The organism is Micromonospora fiedleri (genome assembly GCF_016774385.1).
GTDB lineage: Bacteria > Actinomycetota > Actinomycetes > Mycobacteriales > Micromonosporaceae > Micromonospora > Micromonospora gifhornensis.
Genome location: NZ_JAETXL010000007.1, coordinates 337,650 through 359,928, shown reverse-complemented (window position 1 = coordinate 359,928; position 22,279 = coordinate 337,650). Strand labels below are relative to the sequence as shown.

General features: G+C 72.1%; 16 protein-coding genes. 7 read left to right on the top strand and 9 right to left on the bottom strand.

Annotation, left to right across the window (positions count from 1 at the left end; all coding sequences use genetic code 11):
* The first annotated feature begins 43 nt into the window (after positions 1-43).
* A complete protein-coding gene (locus JMF97_RS21385; protein WP_203223141.1) occupies positions 44-1,825 on the top strand; it encodes an alpha/beta hydrolase in 1,782 nt (593 codons plus the stop codon).
* Positions 1,826-1,896: 71 nt separating this feature from the next.
* Here JMF97_RS21385 and JMF97_RS21380 read toward each other — a convergent pair whose 3' ends face one another.
* From JMF97_RS21380 to JMF97_RS21355, 6 genes are all read right to left on the bottom strand, one after another.
* Positions 1,897-3,063 (bottom strand): acyl-CoA dehydrogenase family protein, encoded by a 1,167-nt coding sequence (locus tag JMF97_RS21380; RefSeq protein WP_203223140.1) that lies wholly within the window; start codon positions 3,061-3,063, stop codon positions 1,897-1,899.
* The gene (locus JMF97_RS21375; protein WP_203223139.1) at positions 3,060-5,042 is read right to left on the bottom strand and encodes an ATP-binding protein; all 1,983 of its coding nucleotides are present in this window, start codon (positions 5,040-5,042) and stop codon (positions 3,060-3,062) included. Before JMF97_RS21375 ends, JMF97_RS21380 begins: the two co-directional genes overlap by 4 nt.
* 11 nt (positions 5,043-5,053) lie before the next feature.
* Entirely contained in the window at positions 5,054-6,655 is a 1,602-nt protein-coding gene (locus tag JMF97_RS21370; protein WP_203223138.1) for an acyl-CoA carboxylase subunit beta, read from the bottom strand.
* Complete coding sequence (locus JMF97_RS21365; protein WP_203223137.1) at positions 6,652-8,364, bottom strand: acyclic terpene utilization AtuA family protein; 1,713 nt, start codon at positions 8,362-8,364, stop codon at positions 6,652-6,654. Before JMF97_RS21365 ends, JMF97_RS21370 begins: the two co-directional genes overlap by 4 nt.
* A gap of 99 nt (positions 8,365-8,463) precedes the next feature.
* Entirely contained in the window at positions 8,464-9,099 is a 636-nt protein-coding gene (locus tag JMF97_RS21360) for a TetR/AcrR family transcriptional regulator (protein WP_203223136.1), read from the bottom strand.
* A gap of 738 nt (positions 9,100-9,837) precedes the next feature.
* Complete coding sequence (locus JMF97_RS21355; protein ID WP_013736306.1) at positions 9,838-10,515, bottom strand: Crp/Fnr family transcriptional regulator; 678 nt, start codon at positions 10,513-10,515, stop codon at positions 9,838-9,840.
* A 212-nt stretch (positions 10,516-10,727) separates the two neighbouring features.
* Between JMF97_RS21355 and JMF97_RS21350 the strand changes: the two genes are divergently transcribed.
* From JMF97_RS21350 to JMF97_RS21325, 6 genes are all read left to right on the top strand, one after another.
* Positions 10,728-11,390 carry an adenosylcobinamide amidohydrolase gene (locus tag JMF97_RS21350; protein WP_203223135.1) on the top strand — a complete coding sequence of 221 codons (663 nt, stop codon included), beginning with the start codon at positions 10,728-10,730 and terminating at the stop codon, positions 11,388-11,390.
* A 57-nt stretch (positions 11,391-11,447) separates the two neighbouring features.
* The gene (locus tag JMF97_RS21345) at positions 11,448-12,596 is read left to right on the top strand and encodes a CapA family protein (RefSeq protein WP_203223134.1); all 1,149 of its coding nucleotides are present in this window, start codon (positions 11,448-11,450) and stop codon (positions 12,594-12,596) included.
* Positions 12,597-12,650: 54 nt separating this feature from the next.
* On the top strand, positions 12,651-13,460 hold the full coding sequence (nth, locus tag JMF97_RS21340; RefSeq protein WP_203223241.1) for an endonuclease III: 810 nt from the start codon (positions 12,651-12,653) through the stop codon (positions 13,458-13,460).
* Positions 13,457-14,083: a TlpA family protein disulfide reductase gene (locus JMF97_RS21335; RefSeq protein WP_203223133.1), complete on the top strand. Its 627-nt coding sequence runs from the start codon at positions 13,457-13,459 to the stop codon at positions 14,081-14,083. The genes nth and JMF97_RS21335 overlap by 4 nt, the downstream gene beginning before the upstream one ends.
* A 14-nt stretch (positions 14,084-14,097) precedes the next feature.
* Entirely contained in the window at positions 14,098-14,805 is a 708-nt protein-coding gene (locus JMF97_RS21330) for an NUDIX hydrolase (protein ID WP_203223132.1), read from the top strand.
* Positions 14,806-14,868: 63 nt separating this feature from the next.
* Positions 14,869-16,047, top strand: a complete 1,179-nt coding sequence (locus JMF97_RS21325) for a MarP family serine protease (RefSeq protein WP_203223131.1) — start codon at positions 14,869-14,871, stop codon at positions 16,045-16,047.
* Between the two features lie 3 nt (positions 16,048-16,050).
* Here the strand turns inward: JMF97_RS21325 and JMF97_RS21320 are convergent, their stop codons facing one another.
* The 3 genes from JMF97_RS21320 to eccCa form a co-directional block, all read right to left on the bottom strand.
* Positions 16,051-16,842: a phosphatase PAP2 family protein gene (locus JMF97_RS21320; RefSeq protein ID WP_438803771.1), complete on the bottom strand. Its 792-nt coding sequence runs from the start codon at positions 16,840-16,842 to the stop codon at positions 16,051-16,053.
* A gap of 19 nt (positions 16,843-16,861) precedes the next feature.
* Positions 16,862-18,172, bottom strand: coding sequence for a type VII secretion-associated serine protease mycosin (gene mycP, locus JMF97_RS21315; RefSeq protein WP_203223130.1), 1,311 nt, complete (start codon positions 18,170-18,172; stop codon positions 16,862-16,864).
* 86 nt (positions 18,173-18,258) lie between these two features.
* Complete coding sequence (gene eccCa, locus JMF97_RS21310; protein ID WP_203223129.1) at positions 18,259-22,209, bottom strand: type VII secretion protein EccCa; 3,951 nt, start codon at positions 22,207-22,209, stop codon at positions 18,259-18,261.
* Positions 22,210-22,279: the final 70 nt, after the last annotated feature.

The window sequence follows — 22,279 nt, the reverse complement described above, 5'->3', positions numbered from 1 at the left end:
GCCTCGACTCGACGTGTCCCACACCCCACCGGAAGGCGTCCCTATGCCACGACCAGCCCGGACACTGGCCGCAGCGGCTATCACCGGCGTACTGCTCGCCGGGATGGCGGTCACACCCGCCGCTGCCGCCCCGATCGCCATCGGTGGTGCGACCGTCTCGCACCGCACAAGCATCAAGGAGAGCCTGCGCGTCGACCGGGTACCCACTCCCGAGATGAACTGGGCGGAGTGCGACGAGGGCGCCGAGTGCGCCACGGTCGACCTGCCACTGGACTACGACGACCCGAAGGGCCCCACCACCCAGGTGGCAGTCGTGCGGGTCAAGGCACGCGACCAGAAGCGCAGGATCGGCAGCCTCTTCATCAACCCGGGTGGCCCCGGGGTCCCGGCCAGCGCCACCGTCCTGGCCGCGCCGTACTTCCTCAGTGACGTGCTGCTGGAGCGGTTCGACATCGTCGGGATGGACCCGCGTGGGGTGGGTGCCAGCAACCCGATCAGGTGCTTCCGGTCGGTCGAGGAACAGGCCCGGGCGTACGAGGGGTTGACCGTCGCCTTCCCGTACACCAGGGCGGAGGAGAAGGCGTACGTCGCCTCCTCGGTCGCCGTCGGCAGGGCCTGCTCCACCACGGGCAGGCCGATCAGTGGCGCGATGTCCACCGCCCAGGTGGCCCGGGACATGGACGTGCTGCGCCGGGCCGTCGGCGACAAGAAGCTGACCTACCTGGGATACAGCTACGGCAGCATCCTCGGGCAGTACTACGCGAACATGTTCCCTGACCGGGTTCGCGCCGTGGCGATCGACGGGGTGCTGGACGCGACCGCCTGGGTCGGTGGCGGGAAGTACGGCGACGTCGACCAGGAGTCGCGGATGCGCAGCGCGCAGGGCGCGTACAAGGCGCTCAGCGAGATCCTGAAGCGGTGCAGGACCGTCGGCGCCGACCTCTGCCCGCTGGCCCCCGGCGACCCGGCGGCCAAGTTCGAGCTGGCGATGCAGCGGCTGAAGGCCGGGCCGGTGGTCATCGACGTCCCGTACCTCGGCCCGCGTCCCTTCACCTACACCAGCTTCATCGGCTACGTCCTGCGGTTGCTGTACTACCCGTGGAACGACGGCGACATCATGTGGTTGACCGCCGAGGTGCTGCGGTTGACCGACCCGACGGCATCCGAGGCGGACCGCGAGCAGGCACGGGCCGCGCTGGGCCGGTGGCTGGCTCAGGCCCGCTTCGACGACATCCCGTACGACAACATGCAGGAGGCGTTCCTGGGGGTGGACTGCACCGACGCCAACCACCCGAAGGACATCGCCTCCTGGCCGGCACGGGCGGCCAGGGCCGACAAGCGGGACCCGTACTTCGGTCGGCTCTGGACCTGGACCAACGCGCTCTGCGCCCGGGGCAGTTGGACGGTACGCGACGAGGACCGGTTCACCGGCCCGTTCGACCGGCGGACCGCCAACCCGGTGCTGGTGGTCGGCAACTACTGGGACCCGGCAACCAACTTCAACCTGGCGGTGTCCACGTCGAAGCTGCTGCCGAACAGCCGGCTGCTGTCCAGCGACAGTTGGGGGCACACCGCGTACGGGACCTCGGCCTGCGTGACCGATGCCATGGACGCGTACCTGCTGCGGCTGACGCTGCCCAGGAAGGGCACGGTCTGCAAGGGTGACATTCAGCCCTTCCAGGAGGTGCCGGAGTTCGCGGCGACCACCCGGGCCGAGGTGCCCAGCAGCGACATGGCCGCGCAGCGCGCGCCGCGTCCTGGTGCGCCGAAGCAGCTACCGCCAGTGATGGCACCGCTGCCGGTCGCGACACCGGCCGGTCGCTGAGTTACGTTCGATTCACCGGGGTACGGCAGGCGTTCGGGTCGCCCGCCGTACCCCGGCCCGTCCTCCCCGGCTCAGTACGACTTGTCCTGGCCGAGGATGTGTTGGGCGACGAAGTTGAGGATCATCTCGCGGCTGACCGGGGCGATCCGGCTGGCGCGTACCGCACCGAGCAGGGTGGCCACGCCGTACTCGGTGGTCATGCCGGCACCGCCGAGGGCCTGGACGGCGGTGTCGACGGCCAGCGCCGCGGCCTCGCTGGAGGCGTACTTGGCCATGTTGCCGGCCACGCCCGCCTCCAGATCCCGCCCGGCGTCGTAGAGCGCCGCCGCCTTCTGGATCATCAGCCGGGCCAGCTCCACCTGTACGGCGGCGTGTGCCAGCGGGTGGGAGACCCCCTGGTGGGTGCCGATGGTCCGGCCGCCCCAGACCTTCCGGGTGGCGGTGTACTCGGTGGCCCGCTCGATGGCGTACCGGCCGGTGCCGGCACCCATCGCGGCGACCGTGATCCGCTCCGGGTTCAGCCCGGCGAACAGCGCCGGCAGACCGGCGTCGAGGGACTCACCGACCAGCGCGTCGGCGGGCAGCCGGACATCGTCGAGGTAGAGCAGGAACTGGTTCTCCGGGGACACGATCTCCATGTCGAGCTTGGAACGGGTCATCCCGGGCGCGTCGGTGGGCACGAGGAACAGCGCGGGCTTGAGCTTACCGGTCGCCGCGTCCTCGGTACGGGCCACCACCAGCACGTGCTGCGCCTCGTCGACGCCGGAGATGTAGCACTTGCGTCCGGACAGCAGCCAGTCGTCGCCGTCGCGACGGGCCACGGTGGCCAGGCGGTGGAAGTTCGAGCCCGCCTCCGGTTCGGTGATCGCGAAGACGATCTTCTGGGAGCCGTCGGCCAACCCGGGCAGGTGGCGTTTGCGCTGCTCCTCGGTGCCGTGCCGGTGGATGACCGTGGCGGCGATCGCGGGGGAGACCACGAGCAGCAGCAGCGGGCAGCCGGCGGCGGCCAACTCCTCGCAGACGATGGCCAGTTCGGTGATGCCGCCGCCACCGCCGCCGTACTCGGTGGGGATGTTGACGCCGAGGTAGCCGAGCCGGCCCGCCTCGTGCCACAGCTCGGTGGTGTGCTCGCCGGCCTTGGCCTTCTCCACGAAGTAGCGGTGACCGTACCGACGGCCCAGCGCGCGCACCGCCTCGCGTAACTGGTCCTGTTCCGGGCTGAGGTCGAAGTTCGTCACGATGTCTCCTCAAGCGGGTTGACCACGGCGAGCACGGCACCCGTGTCGACCTGCCCGCCGGGCGGGACCGGCAGTTCGGTGACCACGCCGTCGGTCGGGGCGAAAACGGGGTGTTCCAGCTTCATCGCTTCCAGGGTCAGCAGCAGGTCACCGGCGGCGACCTGCTGGCCGACCTCGACGTGCACCCGGGTCACCGCGCCGGGCAGCGGGGCGAGCAGCGACCCGGCGGCCAGCGCCGCGCCGGGCAACGGGAACCGCGGCGACTCGACCAGCCGCGCCGCGGAGTCCGGGCCGTCCACGAAGACCTCCGACCCGACCCGGTGTACGCGGTACGCCCGCCGCACCCCGGCCACCTCCAGCACGACCCGCTCCGGGCTGGCCTCGACCAGGGTGACCGCAGGCACCTCGCCCGGCTCGGGCGGTGTGGTCGACCAGTGCGCGAGCCGACCCGTCCGGTCCAACCGGTAGCGGACCTCGATCTCGCCGCCGTCGCCGCTGGTGAACCGGGTGACCTGCGGGACGGCGGGCACGTTGCGCCAGCCGGACGGCAGCCCGGCCAGCACCGGTGCGTCGGCGCGGCGGGCGGCGGCCGAGGCGAGCGCGGCGGCCAGGGCCACCAGGGGAAGCTCGGCGGGCGGCAGCAGCGGGGCGAGGACCTCCGGGTGCCGGTCCAGGAAGCCGGTGTCGACCTGCGTGGCACCGAACTCCGGGCTGCGCAGCACCCGGACCAGCAGGTCCCGGTTGGTGGTGACGCCGTGCAGTTCGGCCCGGGCGAGGGCACCGGCCAGGGCGCGGGCCGCCTCGGTGCGGGTGGGTGCCCAGGCGATCAGCTTGGCGAGCATCGAGTCGTAGTGCACGCTCACCACCGAGCCGTCGACCACGCCGGAGTCCAGCCGCAATCCCTGATGCGGGGTGAACTCGGCGGCCACCCCGGGCACCGCGAACCGGTGCAGGGTGCCGGTCGCCGGGCGGTACCCCTGGGTGGGGTCCTCGGCGCAGAGGCGTACCTCGATGGCGTGGCCCTGGGTCGGTGGGGTCGCCGACAGCGGCAGGGGCTCACCCTCGGCGACAAGCAGTTGCAGCCGGACCAGGTCCAGGCCGGTGACCGCCTCGGTGACCGGATGCTCGACCTGGAGCCGGGTGTTCATCTCCAGGAAGAAGAACTCGCCCTCCTCGGTGAGCAGGAACTCCACCGTGCCCGCCCCGACATAGTCGACGGCCTGGCCGGCGGCCACCGCCGCCCGGTGCAGTCGGGCCCGCACCTCGGCATCGAGCAGCGCCGGCGCCTCCTCGACGATCTTCTGGTGGCGGCGCTGGATCGAGCAGTCCCGCTCGCCGAGGGCGAGCACCGTACCGTGCCGGTCGCCGACGATCTGCACCTCGACGTGCCGGCCCTGTTCGACGTACCGCTCGATGAAGACCGTGCCGTCGCCGAAGGCCGACGCCGCCTCGCGGCGCGCACCGGCGACGGCCTCGGCGAGCCCCGCCGGGTCGCGGACGATCCGCATGCCGCGTCCGCCGCCCCCGGCGGACGCCTTGACCAGCACCGGGAAGGCGGTGACCTGGTCCGCGTCGGTCCAGCTGGGCAGCATGGGTACGCCGGCCTCGGCGAGCAGCGTCTTGGCGGCCAACTTGTCGCCCATCGCGGCGATCGCCTTGGCGGGCGGGCCGACCCAGGTCAGGCCGGCGTCGGCCACCGCCGTGGCGAAGTCGGCGTTCTCGGCGAGGAAGCCGTAGCCGGGATGGACGGCGTCCGCCCCGCAGCGCCGGGCCGCGTCGAGGATGAGGTCGATCCGCAGGTACGTCTCGGCGGAGCTGTTGCCGGGCAGGCGTACGGCCTGGTCGGCCTCGGCGACGAAGGGCGCGTCGGCGTCCGCGTCGGAGTGCACCGCTACCGTCTCGATGCCGAGCGCCCGGCAGGTGGCGAAGATCCGGCGGGCGATCTCGCCCCGGTTGGCGACCAACAGCTTGTGAATCATGATTCGCCCGCTCACATTCGGAAGACGCCGAAGCCGTCGGCGCCCTTCACCGGTCCGTTGTGGATGGCCGACAGGCAGAGCCCGAGGACGGTACGGGTGTCCCGAGGGTCGATCACCCCGTCGTCGTAGAGCCGACCGGAGAGGAACAGCGCCCCGGACTGCGACTCGATCTGCTGCTCGACCATCATCCGCATCGCCGCGTCGGAGTCGGCGTCGAACTCCTGGCCCCGAGCGGCGGCGGCCTGCCGGGCCACGATGGACAGCACGCCGGCCAACTGCGCCGGGCCCATCACGGCCGACTTCGCGTTCGGCCAGGTGAACAGGAACCTCGGCTCGTACGCCCGGCCGCACATGCCGTAGTTGCCGGCCCCGTACGAGGCACCCAGGTTGACCGTCAGGTGCGGCACCTTCGAGTTCGACACCGCGTTGATCATCAGGGCGCCGTGCTTGATGATGCCGCCCTGCTCGTAGGAGGTGCCGACCATGTAGCCGGTGGTGTTCTGCAAGAAGATCAACGGGGTGTCGGTGGCGTTGGCGAGCTGGATGAACTGGGCCGCCTTCTGGGCCTCGGCGCTGAACAGGACGCCCCGGGCGTTGGCGAGCACCCCGACCGGGTACCCGTGCAGCTCACCCCAACCGGTGACCAGGGCGGTGCCGTAGGACGGCTTGAACTCGTCGAACTCGCTGCCGTCGAGCACCCGGGCGAGCACCTCGCGAGGATCGAAGGGCACCCGGAGGTCGGCGCTGACGATGCCGAGCAACTCCTCCGGGTCGTACTTGGGGGGCTGCGGGTGCGGGTTGCGCGGCGGCGGGCCGAGCTTGCGCCAGTTCAACCGGCGGACGCACTGCCGGGCCAGCCGGATGCCGTCCCGCTCGTCGGCGGCGAGGAAGTCGGCCAGGCCGCTCGTCGTGGCGTGCATGGCCGCCCCACCCAGGGACTCGTCGTCGGCGTCCTCACCGGTGGCCATCTTCACCAGCGGCGGTCCGGCCAGGTAGACCTGAGACCGGTCCCGGATCATGATCGTGTAGTCCGACATGCCGGGCACGTAGGCCCCGCCCGCAGTGGCGTTGCCGAAAACCACGCTGACCGTGGGGATCTTCTCGGCCGAGAGCCGGGTCAGGTCGCGGAACACCCGGCCACCCGGAATGAAGATCTCCGCCTGGGTGGGCAGATCCGCCCCGGCCGACTCGACCAGGTTCACCATGGGCAGCCGGTTGGCCAGGGCGATCTCACCGGCCCGGCGGGTCTTCGCCAGCGACCACGGGTTCACCGCGCCGCCCCGTACCGTCGGGTCGTTGGCGACGACCAGGCACTCGACGCCCTCGACCACCCCGATGCCGGTCACCACGCTGGCCCCGACCGGGAAATCGGTGCCGTACCCGGCGACCGGCGACAGCTCCAGGAACGGGCTGTCCTGGTCCAGCAGCAGCTCGATGCGTTCCCGGGGGAGCAGCTTGCCGCGCCCGTGATGCCGGGTCACGTACTTCTCGCCGCCACCGGCCCGCGCCTGCTGCACGGTGTCGTCCAGTTCGGCGATGCGCTCCAGCAACGCCTTCCGGTTGGCGACGAACGCGGCCGAGGTGGGATCGACCTTGGTGTCCAGTGTGCTCACTGTGCTCCCTCCGATGCCGGTCCGGCGGTCAGCTCTGCCGGCAGGTCGACCACCCGGGCGCGCAGCAGTTCGCCCAGCGCCTTGGCCTGCGGGTCGAACCGGGTGGAGGCGGCCACCCCGGCACCCAGCAGCCCTTCGATGACGAAGTTGACCGCCCGCAGGTTGGGCAGCTCGTACCGCTGCACCCGCAACGCGGCGGTCTCCGGCAACAACTCGGCCAACCGCTCGACGCTCAGCCAACCGCGCAGCCAGGCCCAGGTCGCGTCCGTACGCGCCCACACCCCGAGGTTCGCGTCGCCACCCTTGTCGCCCGACCGCGCCCCCACCACCTCCCCCAGCACCCCCCGCCGCGTCGAGTGAAAGGAAGGGCTCTCCGTCGACGCCGGGTGCTGGACAGGGGCCTCCGCGGAAGACATCACCGGCGGCGGGGGAATCGACACCCGGGAGCCGTCCGGCAGCACCGCGACGTGCGCGATGTCGCCCTGCGGCACGGCGTCCGTGGTGAAGACCCCGTACGGCGTGGCGTCGCCGGGCAACGTGGTCAACGTGCAGCCCGGATAGGAGGCCAGGGCCAACTCCACCGCCGCCGCCGAGAAGGCCCGCCCGGCCCGCGACTTGTCACCGTCCCGCAGGTGTACGTGCAACAGCGCGCTGGCCGTCTCGGTGTCCACGGCATCCGGATGGTCGGTACGCGCCAGGGTGAACTCCAGCCCGTCCGGGCCGACAGACTCGGTCAACTGCGCCTCGACCAGGGCCGCCTTGGTCGGGATGTCCAGCCCGCAGAGCACGAACGTCATCGAGTTGCGGAAGCCGCCCAGGTTGTTGATGCCGACCTTGAGCGTCTCCGGTGGAGGCGTACCCCGGACCCCGCAGACCCGGACCCGGTCCGGCCCCTCCTGATCCAGGGTCACCGTGTCCAACCGGGTCACCACGTCCGGCCCGAGGTACGCGGGCCCGCCCACCTCGTACAACAGTTGGGCGGTGACGGTCTCGACGGTGACCGCGCCGCCGGTGCCCGGATGCTTGGTGAGCACGGCCGAGCCGTCCGGATGCAGCTCGGCGATCGGGAAGCCCGGCCGGTGCCCGCCGTCGGGCAGTTCGGTGAAGAAGCTGAAGTTGCCCCCGGTCACCTGGGCCCCGCACTCGATCAGGTGCCCGGCGACAGTCGCCCCGGCGAGCGCGTCCAGGTCGTCGCGTCCCCAGCCGAAGTGGGCGATGGCCGGGCCGACGGCCAGCGAGGCGTCGGTGACCCGGCCGGTCACCACCACATCGGCCCCACCGTCGAGGCAGGCGGCGATGCCGAACGCCCCCAGGTACGCGTTGGCGGTCAGCGCGTCCGGCCTGGCGAGGGCGTCGCCCTCGACGTACCCGACCCGCACGTCGAGCCCGAGCCGCTCGGCGAGGGACCGCACGGCGGCGGCCAGCCCCGCCGGGTTGAGCCCACCGGCGTTGGTGACGATCCGTACGCCCCGGTCCAGCGCGGTGCCGAGGGTGCCCTCCAGCTGCCGCAGGAAGGTCTTCGCGTACCCGAGGTCAGGGTCGCGCATCCGGTCCCGGCCCAGGATGAGCATCGTCAACTCGGCCAGGTAGTCCCCGGTCAACACGTCCAACTCGCCGCCGTCGAGCATCTCCTGCCAGGCGGAGAAACGGTCACCGTAGAAGCCGGAGGCGTTACCGACCCGCAGCACCGCACCGGTGGCCGCGCTCATGCGAGCCTCCCGGCGCCGGATGCGTCGAGCTGCTCGGGTGCGGCAGCCGGATCGGTGAGCGTTGCGGGCAGGTCGACCATGAGGCCTCCGGGCGGAATGTCAGTGCCGCGCGCTTCCCGGCGGGCCGGCAGCGGGGTTGAGCAGGGCAGCGAGCTGGTGTTTCCAGGCGTGCAGCAGGGCGGTCCGCCGGGCCGAGTCGTCGCTGAGCAGGTTGGCCACGCCCAGCCCACGCAGCAGGTCAAGCGTCGCCTGCACCGCCTCGCGTACGCCGGGCCGGCGTTCGTCCACCCCGAGCAGCTCGACGGTCAGCCGGTACATCTCCCGGCCCACCCGAGCCTCCAGCGGCAGCAGCGCGGCGCGCAGTTCGGCGTCGGTGCGGGCGGCGACCCAGAGTTCGAGGGCGGCCACGAACAGCGGCCCGGTGAAGGCAGCGGCGAGCAGGTCGACGACCCGATCCAGCCGACCTGGGCCGGTCGGCAGAGTCTCGGCCTCGCTGCGCAACTCCGCCGCCCGCCGCTCGGTGAGGTGCACGACGGCGGCGGTGACCAGGGCCGCCCTGGTCGGGTAGTGGTGCAGTTGAGCACCCCGCGAGACGCCCGCCCGTTGAGCCACGACCGTGGTGGTGGTGCCGGACCAGCCATGTTCCACCAGGCAGTCGAGGGTCGCCTCCAGCAGTCGGGCCTGAGTGGCGCGACTGCGTTCCTGCTGAGGGACCCGGGTCGATGCGGTGGACACGCGCACAGCCTGCCGCGCCAGAAACAAACAGTCAAGACTGACTTTTTATAGCTCCTGCGGCTGCCACGACCGCCCCGCCGATCTCCCCGCCCCGCCCGCCATGCCGACCGGCGGAGACCGCGTCACGTGCGCGCCCGCGAAACCCTCCCGCGAAACCTCCCGCCTCACCCCCTCCGGCGCATCACTGTGCCCCCTTTGCTCTGCTTCAACCCACGCATCGTTTTTGCCGGCGAACCATTGCGTGGGTTGAAGCAGAGCAAAGGGGGCCTGGACATAGGTCGGATAGGGATGCGCACCCTTGGCCCGCGGCCCAGCCCTTTGGCCGTCGACCAACCCTTGGCCCTCAGCTCAACCGACCGGCCCTCGGTTCAGCCCGCGGGCACCGAGTGCTGTCAGGGGGTGGTGCTGAAGGGGTCGGGGACAGGGCAGGCGCCGAGGACCGGGGCCGCGGCCAAGGGCGCACACCGATAGCCGGGCGGCCAGGGGCGGGCACCGAAGGCCGGGGCCAGAGGCGGGCAGCGAGGGCCGAGACCCAGGAGGTAGGAGCAGGCACCGAGGGCAGGGACCCAGAGGCAGAGGTGGGCACCGAGGGTGGGGCCAGGAGGCAGGGGCGGGCGCCGAGGGTCGAGGGCCAGGAGGCAGGGGCCGGCACCGAGGGGCGGGGGCGGGTTGGGCGTGGAAAAGCGCCACCCGCCCGGTCCGCGGTGGCGGGCCGAGCGGGTGGGTGAGCAGACGGGGTCAGACGCGGGCGCGGCGGGCCAGGCGCTCCGGGTCGAGGATGATGATGCTCTTGCCGTCCAGGCGCAGCCAGCCGCGCGAGGCGAAGTCGGCCAGGGCCTTGTTGACCGTCTCGCGGGAGGCGCCGACGAGCTGGGCGATCTCCTCCTGGGTGAGGTCGTGGGTCACGCGCAGCACGCCGCCGTCGCGGGTGCCGAAGCGGCCGGCCATCTGGAGCAGGTTCTTGGCGACCCGGCCGGGTACGTCGGTGAAGATCAGGTCGGCCAGGGCGTCGTTGGTCCGGCGCAGTCGGCGGGCGAGCACCCGCAGCAGCTGCTCGGCGATCTCCGGCCGGTTGTTCAGCCAGGGGCGCAGGGCCTGCTTGCGCAGTCGGGCCAGGCGGCTGTCGGTGACCGCGGTGGCGGTCGCCGTACGCGGGCCCGGGTCGAACAGGGACAGCTCGCCCACCATGTCCGACGGTCCCATGACCGCGATCAGGTTCTGCCGGCCGTCCGCCGCGCGGCGACCCACCTTGATCTTGCCGGACAGCAGGATGTAGAGACTGTCGCCGGGCTCGCCCTCGTTGAAGACGACCTCGCCCTTGCGGACCTCGATCGTCTCCATCTCCTTGGCGAGCGCCTCGGCAGCCTCCGGGTCAACGCCCTGGAAGATCCCGCTGCGGGCCAGTACCTCGTCCATCGCGCACACCTCCGGTTGCGCGTGCCGTCTGCTCGGCTGGGACTGCCGTCCGCTGATCCCCTCGCGCGCCGCCCAGTCTAGGCGCACGTGAGCAGTAATCAGAGGTCCACCCCTGGAATCTTGATCGTTGGGTGTAACCCGCCCGTTGCCCACGCCCAGTACGATCGCCGGCCCACCCGATCGGGCGAGGCCGCTGGTCGTAAGGTCACGGCGTGCTGAGCGACCCCCTGCTGACCACTCGTCGTGAGGACGGGTGGGACATTCCGCTACTCGTGTGGCGGGCGAGGCGACCCCTGCGGGCGGTCAGCAGCGCTCCGCTCGGCGGTGGCATCGGCGTACGACGGTGGGTGCTGAACGCGACGGTGCCGATGTCGTACGACCGGGAGGACCCCGCCGCCCACCTGGGCGAGATGGCCCGGCGGCTCGGCCTGGACGGACCCGGGGTGGGTCTGCTGACCGGTGTCGACGTGGGCGAGGTGCTGACCCGGACCGACACCGGGGTGCGGGTGTGGGCCACCGTCGGCCTGGGCACCCCGATCCCCGCGGCGGCGCCTGCGACACCGGCCGTCGGCCAGCGGGTCGGCACGGTCAACATCGTGGCCTGGGTGCCGGCCCGGCTCGGCGACGCCGCGCTGGTCAACGCGGTGGCCACGGCCACCGAGGCCAAGGCGCAGGCGATCGCCGGACTCGGCCTGCCGGGCACCGGGACCCCGACCGACGCGGTCACTGTGCTGTGCCCGCCGACCGGGCCGGTCAGCGCGTACGGTGGCCCGCGCTCGGAGTGGGGAGCGCCGCTGGCCCGGGCGGTCCACGCCGCCGTGCTCGCTGTCGGGACCGGCACAGTCGTGCCATGGTCGGATCGGCTCCGGGTCTGAACTCCTCGACCGATCGGCCGTCGTGATCCGGTTTTCGGCCCGGTAGGGTCGCCCACGATGTATGCTCCCGCCCCCCTTGCGTCCCGCCGTCGCCGTCCTGCCCTGGCCGTGCTCGGCGCGCTGCTCGCCGCGCTCCTGCTCGCCGGTTGTGCCGAAGCCACCGAAGGGCCGGTCTGGCAACCCGGTGCGGGCGGTGGCGGCACCGGGGCCCCCGTCGAGTCGCCGACGCCGAAGGTCAAGAAGATCTCGCTCTCGGCCACCGGCGACATCGTGATGGCGATGGCCCCCAACCGGATGCCGCCCAACGACGGCAAGGGCTTCTTCGACTCGGTGAAGAAGGCCCTCTCCGCCGACCTGGTGATGGGCAACCTGGAAGAGCCGTTGACCGTGGACACGGGGGCCGGCAAGTGCGGGGCGGACTCGACCCGCTGCTTCCAGTTCCGAGCGCCGCCGGAGTACGCCGCGCACCTCGCCGACGCCGGGTTCGACCTGCTCAACCAGGCCAACAACCACGGCTACGACTTCGGCGAGAAGGGGTACGAGAACACCCAGAAGGCGCTGGAGGAGCACGGGCTGGAGCACACCGGCGCCCCCGACCAGATCACCGTGGTGGAGGTCAAGGGCGTCAAGGTCGCGGTGGCTGGCTTCTCGTCGTACCGCTGGTCGAACAGCCTGACCGACATCCCGGCCGCGAAGAAGGTGATCGCGAAGGCCGCCACCATGGCCGACATCGTGGTGGTGCAGGTGCACATGGGTGCCGAGGGCGCGGAGATGACCCGGGTGCGGCCGGGCACCGAGATGTTTCTCGGCGAGAACCGGGGTGACCCGATCAAGTTCTCCCGAGCCATGATCGACTCAGGGGCCGATCTGGTGGTTGGGCACGGTCCGCACGTGCTGCGCGGCATGGAGTTCTACAAGGGCCGGCTGATCGCGTACAGCCTGGGCAACTTCGCCGGTGGCGGCAACTCGCTGAGCAACAACGGGCGACTCGGCTGGGGCGGGGTGCTGAAGGTGTCGCTGGAGGAGGACGGCACCTGGGCGGGCGGCTCGTTCGTGTCGACGTACATGGACGGGGTTCGCAAGCCGGTGGTGGATCCCGACGACCGCGGCCTCGGGCTGTTGAAGGAAGTCACCAAGCTCGACTTCCCGGAGACCGGTGCCAGGTTCACCGACTCCGGCAAGATCAGCCCACCCGCCGCGGGCTGAGTCACCCGGCGCTCGACGAGGGCTGAGCCACCCGGCGTACGCGTGCCCGTCGCCGTGTCGGCGGGGCGACGTAGGCTGGCCGTCGTGACCAGAAGTGCCACCGAGACCGACCTCGGGCGTACCCGACGGGCGCGGCGGATCGGCCGCGTGCTGACCGACACGCACCCCGACGCGCACTGTGAGCTCAACCACACCAGCCCGCTGGAGTTGGCCGTCGCCACCATCCTGTCGGCCCAGTGCACGGACAAGAAGGTCAACGAGGTCACTCCGAAGCTCTTCGCCCGCTATCCGCGCGCCGCCGACTACGCCGGAGCGGACCGGGCCGAGATGGAGGAGCTGATCCGGCCCACCGGGTTCTACCGCAACAAGACCAACTCGCTGATCCAGCTCGGTCAGGCGTTGGTGCAGCGCTACGACGGCCAGGTGCCCGGCCGGTTGGCCGACCTGGTGACGCTGCCCGGGATCGGCCGCAAGACGGCGAACGTCATCCTCGGCAACGCCTTCGACGTGCCCGGCATCACCGTCGACACCCACTTCCAGCGGCTGGTGCACCGCTGGGGGCTCACCTCGGAGACCGACCCGGTCAAGATCGAGCACGCGATCGGGGCGATGTTCCCGAAGCGCGACTGGACCATGCTGTCGCACCGGATCATCTTCCACGGCCGGCGGGTCTGCCACGCCCGCAAACCGGCCTGCGGAGCGTGCACGTTGACGAAGCTCTGCCCGTCGTACGGCACCGGGCCCACCGAGCCGGCCGCCGCGGCGAAGCTGCTCAAGGGCCCCCGCGCCCGTGACCTCGCGGTCGCCGCCGGGGTCGATCCGGAGCTGGTGCCGGTGCAGGCGGTCCGGGCGGAGGCACCGTGATCCGTCGGCTCGCCCTGCTCACCGTGCCGCTGCTGCTGGTCGCCACCGCCGCCTGCACCGCCGAGAGCGAGACGCCCACACCCACCCGGCAGGACCCGGCCGCCAGCCGCCCGTCGCCGTTCGCCGACTGCGCCGCGCTGACCAGCGCCCCGGACGGCTCGGCCGACGACCGCCCGGCCGGCGACACCGGCACCGACGGCAGTCGGCTGCCCGAACTGTCGCTGACCTGCTTCACCGGCGGCGCTCCGGTCGCCCTGCGGGAGGTACGCGGCCCAGCAGTGATCAACATCTGGGCCTCCTGGTGCCCGCCCTGCCGCAAGGAACTGCCCGCCTTCCAACGGCTCAGCGAACGAGCCGAAGGGCAGCTCCGGGTCATCGGGGTGAACACCCAGGACAGCCGCAGCGCCGCCCAGTCCATCGGCGAGGACTTCGGCGTACGGTTCCCGATGCTTGTCGACCAGGGGCAGGCGATGCAGCGGGCACTGCGCCGCAACGCGTTCCCGATGACCGTGTTCCTGGCCGCCGACGGGCAGATCCGGCACATCGACACCTCGGGCGCACTGGACGACGCCCAGCTCACCGAGCTCGTTGAGCAGCACCTCGACATCACGGTCGGAGCGTGATCGGGGGTGGCGCGATGAGTCAGCCATCGGAGACGGCCCGGCGCGCGCCGGCCTGGCTGCAACCACTGCTGGCCCGCCTCGGCACCGCCCGCATCGAGGACTTCACCCAACTGCGTACGCCGGAGCACGGCGGCCGGGAAAGCGCCGTGCTGGTGCTGCTCGGCGAGGGTGAGACCGGCCCGGACGTGCTGATCCTCCAGCGGGCCGCGACGCTTCGTAACCATGCCGGCCAGCCCGCGTTTCCCGGCGGCGCCGCCGACCCGGAGGACGCCGACGCCGGCGCGACCGCACTGCGGGAGGCCAACGAGGAGGTCGGCCTCGACGTCAGCAGCGTGACCCTGCTGACCGAACTGCCCCGACTCTGGATCCCGGTCAGCGACTTCGTGGTGACGCCGGTGCTCGCCTGGTGGCACGCCCCGCACCCGGTGCACGCGCGGGAGCCGGCCGAGGTGGCCCACGTCGCCCGGCTGCCCGTCGTCGAACTTGTCGACCCGGAGAACCGGATGCAGGTACGCCACCCGAGTGGCTGGATCGGCCCGGCGTTCTCCGTACGCGGGATGCTGGTCTGGGGGTTCACCGCAGGGGTGCTGTCGGGCCTGCTGGACATGGGCGGGTGGAGCCGGCCGTGGTTCCTCGACCGGGTGATCGACCTGCCGCCGACCGAGGCGATGCCCGCCCCCTCGGCCGGCACCGACGACGTCGACGAGAGCGCGATGCGCTGACCTGACGGTCACCTTCCGCTAGCGATCGTCATTCGGCGAGCCGTCGGCCCGTACGCTTGAGCCGTGTCGGCCGTGGATCTCGTCCTGCTGTTGCTCATGCTCGTGTTCGCGATCAGCGGATACCGACAGGGGTTCGTCATCGGGGTGCTGTCGTTCTCCGGCTTCTTCCTGGGCGCCCTGATCGGGCTCCAGATCGGGCCGATGTTCGCCCAGCAGTTCGTCGACAGCGGCACCCGGGTGCTGATCTCCCTGGCCGCCATCTTCGGGCTGGCCGTGATCGGTCAGGCACTCGCCGGATGGCTCGGTTCGCACCTGCGCCGCACGATCAACAATGACGTGGCCCGACGGGTCGACGACGTCGGCGGCGCGTTCGTCTCGCTCTTCGCGGTGCTGCTGGTGGCCTGGCTCGTCGCGGTGCCGCTCGGCTCCTCGTCGCTGCCCTGGCTGGCTGCCTCGGTACGCAGCAGCGCCCTGCTCAACGTGGTCGACCAGGTGCTGCCCGACCAGGCGCAGCAACTCTCCACCGCGCTGCGTGACACAGTCGACACGAACGGCTTCCCGGACGTCTTCGACGGCCTGCGGCGTACCCAGGCCCGCCAGGTCGAGCCGCCCGACCCGGCGCTGGCCGGCTCCGAGGTGGTGGCCAGCGGTCAACGGTCCGTGGTCAAGGTGCTCGGTTCCGCACCGAGCTGCTCGCGCCGCATCGAGGGCTCCGGCTTCGTGTACGCCGACGACCGGGTGATGACCAACGCGCACGTGGTCGCCGGCACCCGTTCGGTGGCGGTGGAACTGCGCGGCGAGCGGTACGAGGGCGAGGTCGTCGTCTACGACCCGAACCGCGACCTGGCCGTGCTGTACGTGCCCGGACTGCCCGGCCCTTCCATGCGCTTCGCCGCCGGCAACGCGTCCACCGGTGCGGACGCCATCGTGCTCGGGTTCCCGCTGGACGGGCCGTACAACGCGCAGTCGGCGCGGGTCCGCGACGTGGACCGGATCACCGGGCCGGACATCTACTCCTCGGGCAACGTGACCCGGGAGATCATCACGATCCGGGCGCTGGTGCGCAGCGGGAACTCCGGCGGGCCGTTGGTCTCCTCGAACGGGCTGGTCCTCGGGGTGATCTTCGCGGCGGCGGCGGACGACCCGAACACCGGCTTCGCGGTGACCGCCGCCGAGGCGCGCCCGGTGGCGCTGGAAGGCGCGCAGCGTACCCGGGGTGTCGACACCGGTGAGTGCACCTGACGCTCAACGGTGCGACGCTGCCCGGGGCCACACGCCCAGGGCGGCGGTGGTGGCGATGACCACCGCCAATCCGAGCAGCCAGCCGGCCAGCACGTCACTGCTCCAGTGCACGCCGAGCGCGACCCGGCTGAAGCCGGTGACCAGGGCGATCAACAGCGCGCCGAGCCAGACCGCCGCCTGGACACCCGGCCCGGCCCCGGTCGCGGGCTGACCGGCGCGGGCCGGCGTGGACGGCCGAGGTAGGAACACCACCACGAGGACCCCGGCGGCGAGCATCGCGTTCAGTGCGTGCCCGGACGGGAAGGCCAGGCCGGGCGCCTCCGCCACGGGATCGGGCAGTTCCGGTCGTGCCCGGCCGACCAGCAGCTTCAGCAGCGGCCCGAGCAGACCGCCGACCACCATGGTGGTGACGGCCCAGACCGCGAGCCGTCGAGCGCCGCGACGGACCAGCCAGAGCACCAGGAACAGCGCCGCGACGCGTAGCGGCATCGGTGCGAAGGCGTCGGTCCAGACGCTCATCACCCGGACCCAGAGCGGATGGGCGACGGCGTACCCGTGCAGGTGCTCGGTCACCGTCGCGTCCAGCCGGTGCAGCGGTGGCCAACCATTCAGCACCAACCCGGCGAGCAGGGCGAACGGCAGGAACGTCAGCAGGCTGACCGCAGGCGTACGGCTCGGCGGTGCCGCGCCGACCACCGGCAGCCGCTGCTGTCGCCCTGAGGTAGGCGGGAGACTACGCCGATCGCTGCCCACGGCGATCGTTCTACCCGCACCACCGGGTCCGCTACCGGGGATCCGACGAATTCGTCGACGGTCAGCGGTGCGACTGCCGGAACCGACGCACCATGAGCAGGGCACCGGTGACCAGGGCGACGAGGACCGCCGAGCCGATCCAGAGCCGATCCGTACCGCTGTTGTCCTGCGCGCCCGCCGCCCGGGCCCGCCAGCGGGTCTCCTGCTGCGGCGCGGTGAAGCCGAGGTGATCGGCGTCCGGGTCCGGGGTGGGGATCGAGCCCGGCGCCGGGCCGAACCCGGTGATCCCCGGTGCCTCGTTGTCGTCCAACGGGTTGTGCTGCACCAGCGGCACGTCCGCGGTCAGCGCCGCGATCGGGTCCACCAGGCCGTAGCCGAACCGGTCGTCGCGGCCGGTGGGACCGATGTCCTTGGCGGTGACCAGCAGACGGTTCACCACGTCGCCGGCGGACATCTGCGGATAGCGGGCCCGGACCAGGGCGGCGGTGGCGGCGACCAGCGGCGCGGCGAAGCTGGTGCCCTGCACCCGCCAGTAGCCGGCGGGGGACCGTGCGCCGACGAGACCGCTGGCGGGCGCGGTCAGTACGGTGGCCCGGCCGGTGATCGCGCCGCTCCACAGGTTGTTGCTGGACCGTTCCAGGCCGGAAACCGCGATCACGCCGGGCTCCCGGGCCGGGTACCACACCTTCGCGTCGGGTGAGGTGGCCAGATTGCCGGTGCAGGCGACGACCACCACGTCCCGGGCGAAGGCGTAGTCGATGGCGGCGGCCAACGCCGGGCTGTCCCCGCTGCCACCGAGCGACAGGTTGATGACCTGGGCGCCGTTGTCGACCGCCCACCGCACACCCTGGGCGACGATCAGCGCGTCGTCGTAGCGGTTCTCCTCGTCGAGCACCCGTACCGGCAGGATCCGGGCGTCCGGGGCCAGCCCCACCACGCCCTGACGGTCGTCGTTGCGCCCGGCGATCAGGCCCGCCACGGTGGTGCCGTGCCCGACCGGATCCGGCTCGGCCGCCCCGTCCGGCGAGACCAGGTCGATGCCGGGCAGCACCCGCCCGGCCAGATCCGGGTGCGAACCGTCCACCCCGGAATCGATCACGGCGACGGTCACGCCCCGGCCGGTCGACGTACGCCAGGCGATCCGGGCACCGAGCTTGTCGAGCTGCCACTGCTCGTCGCGGATCTGATCGGCACGGTCGGTCACGTCGCCGGGCGCGTACGCCACCGGCACGGTGACGCTCGGGTTCGCCGGTACGGCGGCAGCCGGCACCGCCGCGACGACAGCCGACACGGCGGTGGCAGCCGCCGCGAGCAGCGCCCGGCCGGCCAGCCGTCGAGGCCCCGGCGGGCGACCGTGCCGCACCCTTGTCACATTCTCAGCCGTTCGGTCGCAGCAGACATGACGATCGGAGATTACCGGTTCCGTCCCGTTTCCAGGGACGTTCGCGATACTCGACGTCACTGTGGCGGCAAGTACGCCAGTTGGACCAGCCGTACGCCCTCCCGCCGGGTGAACAACCGGCCACGCCCGGCGGGCAACGGACCGGGTCGGACCGGGCCGACCAGGGCGCCTTCGTCGGGGCTGCCCGACATCACCAGGCCCGAGGTGGACAGTTCACGCAACCGTTGGACGATCGGCTCGTACTGGGCCCGGCCGGCGCCACCGCACCGACGGACCAGCACCAGGTGCAACCCGACGTCGCGGGCGTGCGGCAGATGCTCCTCAAGTGACCGCAGTGGGTTCGCCGGCCCGCTGGCCACCAGGTCGTAGTCGTCGACCAGGACGAACAGCTCCGGGCCGGACCACCACGACCGGTCCCGCAACTGGGCCGGCCCGACATCGGGGCCGGGAATCCGACCCTGCATGTAACCGGCGGCGGACTCGACCAGGTCGGTGGTGTGCGCGGCGGTGGTGCCGTACCCGATCAGGTGGGGTTCCTCGATGACGCCGAGCAGGCTGCGCCGGTAGTCGACCAGGATCACCCGGGCCTGCTCCGGAGTGAACCGGCTGACGATCGTGCTGGCCAGGGCGCGCAGGAACGACGACTTGCCGCACTCGGCGTCGCCGTAGACCACGAAGTGCGGTTCGGTGGTGAAGTCGAGCACGACCGGGCGCAGGTCCGCCTCGGCGATCCCGATCGGGATGCGCAACCCGGTGGCGGCGTCGCGATCCAGATCGGCGTACGGCAGCACCGCCGGCAGCAGCCGCACCGGGGGAGCGGACGGCCCCGACCAGGCCCCGTCGATCTGCTTCACCAGTGCGGCGGTGTCGGAGCCGGTGGACTGGGGCAACGCGACGAGGAAGTGCAGACTCGCGGCGGTGATGCCGCGCCCCGGCGTCTGCTCCGGCACGTCCGCCGCCGCGCGCCGGGCGACGAGCGAGTCGGACGGATCACCGAGCCGCAACTCCAGGCGGGATCCGAACAGGTCCCGGATGGCGGGGCGGAAGTCCAGCCAGCGCACCGCGGTCGCCACCACGTGCAGCCCGTACGACAGACCTCGGGTGGCGAGATCGGTGATCAGTGGTTCCAGGTCGTCGTACTCGCCGCGCAGGGTCGCCCAGCCGTCGACGACGAGGAAGACGTCACCGAACCGATCACCCTCGGCCGACCCGCCGGCGAGTCCGGTGGCACGTCGCTGCCGCCAGGCGGCCACCGACTCGACCCCGGATTCGGCGAAGGCGCGTTCCCGCTCCGCCAGCAGGGTGGCCATCTCACCCACGGTGCGGCGTACGCCGGTCGGATCGGCCCGCCCGACCACCCCACCGACGTGCGGCAGGTCGCGTACCGCCGCCAACCCGCCACCGCCGAAGTCGAGGCAGTAGACCTGCACCTCGGCCGGGGTGTGGGTGAGCGCCAGCGCGCAGATCAGCGTACGGAGTGCGGTGGACTTGCCGCTCTGCGTACCGCCGACCACCGCGACGTGGCCGGCCGCGCCGTCCAGCGCCAACCAGAGCAGGTCACGACGTTGCTCGTACGGCTTGTCGACCACCGCCACCGGCACCTGGAGGGCGCCGTGCAGCTCCGGATTGCCGAAGGTCAGGCCCCGGACGGGATCGATCGTGAGTGGCCCGACCAGTTCGTCCAGCGCGGGGGCACCGTCCAGCGGTGGCAGCCACACCTGGTGGGCCGGTGGACCCTGTCCGGCGAGCCGGCCGATCAGCAGGTCGAGCAGGGTCTGACCGGTCTCCTCGTCCGGCTCGGTGGTGACGGCCGGAACGGGCGGCTGCGCAGCCGGCGTGAAATGGGTGGAGAAGGTGAGCAGCCGGGGCCGGTCCGGACCTGCCGCCGAGGCCGATGTTCCCCGCCGCCGCACCGGCCCGGAGACGTACGCGGCCTTGAACCGCAGCAACGGCTCGGTGCCGAAGCGCAGATAACCGTGCCCCGGCGTACGGGGCAGTTCGTAGGCGTCCGGCACCCCGAGCACGGTGCGCGACTCAAGCGAGGAGAAGGTCCGCAGACCGATCCGGTACGACAGGTGGGTGTCCAGCCCGCGCAGCCGTCCCTCCTCCAACCGCTGACTGGCGAGCAGCAGGTGCACGCCGAGGGAGCGGCCCAACCGGCCGATCTGGACGAAGAGGTCGATGAAGTCGGGCTTGGCGGAGAGCAGCTCGGAGAACTCGTCACAGATCAACAGCAGCGACGGCAGCGGGGCCAGCGGACTGCCCGCCGCCCGGGCCCGTTCGTAGTCGCGCAGGCTGGCGAAGTTGCCGGCCCGGCGCAGCAGCTCCTGCCGGCGGACCAGTTCGCCGTTGATCGCGTCGACCATGCGGTCGACCAGCGGCAGCGCGTCCGCCAGGTTGGTGATCACCGCTGCGGTGTGCGGCAGCCGGTCGAACGAGGCGAACGTCGCGCCGCCCTTGAAGTCGACGAGTACGAAGTTGAGCTGCTCCGACGAGTGGGTGGCGGCGAGCCCGAGCACCAACGTACGCAGCAACTCCGACTTGCCCGAGCCGGTGGCACCGATGAGCAGGCCGTGCGGGCCCATCCCGTCCTGCGCCGACTCCTTGAGGTCCAACTCGACCGCGCCGCCGTCGACGCCGACGCCGAGCGGCACCCGCAGACGCTCACGGGCCGACCGGGGGGCCCAACCCTGCTCGGCGGTGAAGCCCGCCGGGTCGCCGAGGCCGAGCAGCTCCGGCAGACCCGGCTCGACACCCGGTACCGCATCCTTGCCACCGGTGGCGGCGGCCAGCCGTAACGGTGCCAGCCGGCGGGCCACCGCCTCGGCCTCGACGATGCTCAGGGCGTCGGCGGTGCCGACCTCGGCGGTCTCGTCCGCCGAGTGGGAGTGCAGCCGGCCCTCGCGCAGCTCCAGCAGCAGCGCGAACCGGTCGAGCAGCCGGGGCGGCGGGGTGTCCAGGTCGATCAGGGTGACCCCGTCGATGCCACCGTCGCCCGCCAGCTCGGTGGCGCCGGTGAGGTCGCCGCCGTCCAGCACGACCACCAGGTGCGGGCCGTCCGTGGCGGGCCCGGCCGGGCTGAACCGGGGCCGGCTGGCCAGCACCTCGTCGAGCAGACGCTCCAGTTCCACCGCGGAACTGGTCACCAGGCGTACCGGACCGAGGGCGTCGCTGCGCGTCGGGTGCTGGGCGTGCGGCAGCCACTTGGTCCATTCCCAGCGGTCGCGCCGTTCCGGCCCGGCGCAGACGGCGACGAGGAGTTCGTCCGGGGCGTGGAAGACCGCGAGTTGGGTGAGCATCGCCCGGACCAGCGCCTGCGCGGCCGGCGAGCCGGTGTTCCCGGCCGGCGCGCCCCGGACGAACACGCGGGCGAAGCTGCGCAGCGACAGCGCCACCGGCAGGTCGGGCACCACCGAGTACGCGTCGAGGAACCGGCGCAGCGCGCCCGCCGTCATCGGCTCCAACTCCTCCAGCGGGCGGGTGACCGGCGGGATCAGCGGCGTGGCCAGGGTCTGCGGCCCGACCGCGACCCGGACCACCGCGAAGTCCGGGTCGGTGGGCCGGCGTTCCCACACCCGGTGGCTGTCCACAGTCGACCAGAGCAGCCCCGGGTCCGGGTGCCGGTAGCAGAGCCCGGTGCGCTGCCGCGCCGCAGCCTGCCGCACCTGCCGCCGCAACGTCGCCAGGTGCCGCAGGTACTCCCGACGGGCCGCCATCATCTCCGACTTGCGTGGGCTGCCCGAGGCGCTGCCCCAGCTGGTGACCAGCATGGCCAGCGAGGAGAGCCCGAACATGGCCCCCACCACGTACGAGTAGGCGCCGCCGCCCCGGCCGAACATCATGGCCATGGCGATGGTGCCACCGAGCATCGGCAGCACCATCAACATCTGGTGCCAGCGTCCACCGGTGACGGCGGGTATCTCCGGTGGCGCCTCGACCGGCAGTTCACCGACCGGGATCTGCGGTGCCGGACGCCGGGGTGGCCGCCGGATGACGACAGTGGACACGCGACCTCCTGACCGCGCTCGGTAACCCGAAGCTGGCTCATCGTAGGTAAAGTGCTCCCGTTCGCGCAGC

Bases quoted from the DNA above. Each gene is read 5' to 3' on its own strand.
- JMF97_RS21330 (WP_203223132.1), top strand. From the start codon at position 14,098: ATGAGTCAGCCATCGGAGACGGCCCGGCGCGCGCCGGCCTGGCTGCAA.
- JMF97_RS21365 (WP_203223137.1), bottom strand. From the start codon at position 8,364: ATGAGCGCGGCCACCGGTGCGGTGCTGCGGGTCGGTAACGCCTCCGGC.
- JMF97_RS21345 (WP_203223134.1), top strand. From the start codon at position 11,448: ATGTATGCTCCCGCCCCCCTTGCGTCCCGCCGTCGCCGTCCTGCCCTG.
- JMF97_RS21385 (WP_203223141.1), top strand. From the start codon at position 44: ATGCCACGACCAGCCCGGACACTGGCCGCAGCGGCTATCACCGGCGTA.
- JMF97_RS21355 (WP_013736306.1), bottom strand. From the start codon at position 10,515: ATGGACGAGGTACTGGCCCGCAGCGGGATCTTCCAGGGCGTTGACCCG.
- JMF97_RS21375 (WP_203223139.1), bottom strand. From the start codon at position 5,042: ATGATTCACAAGCTGTTGGTCGCCAACCGGGGCGAGATCGCCCGCCGG.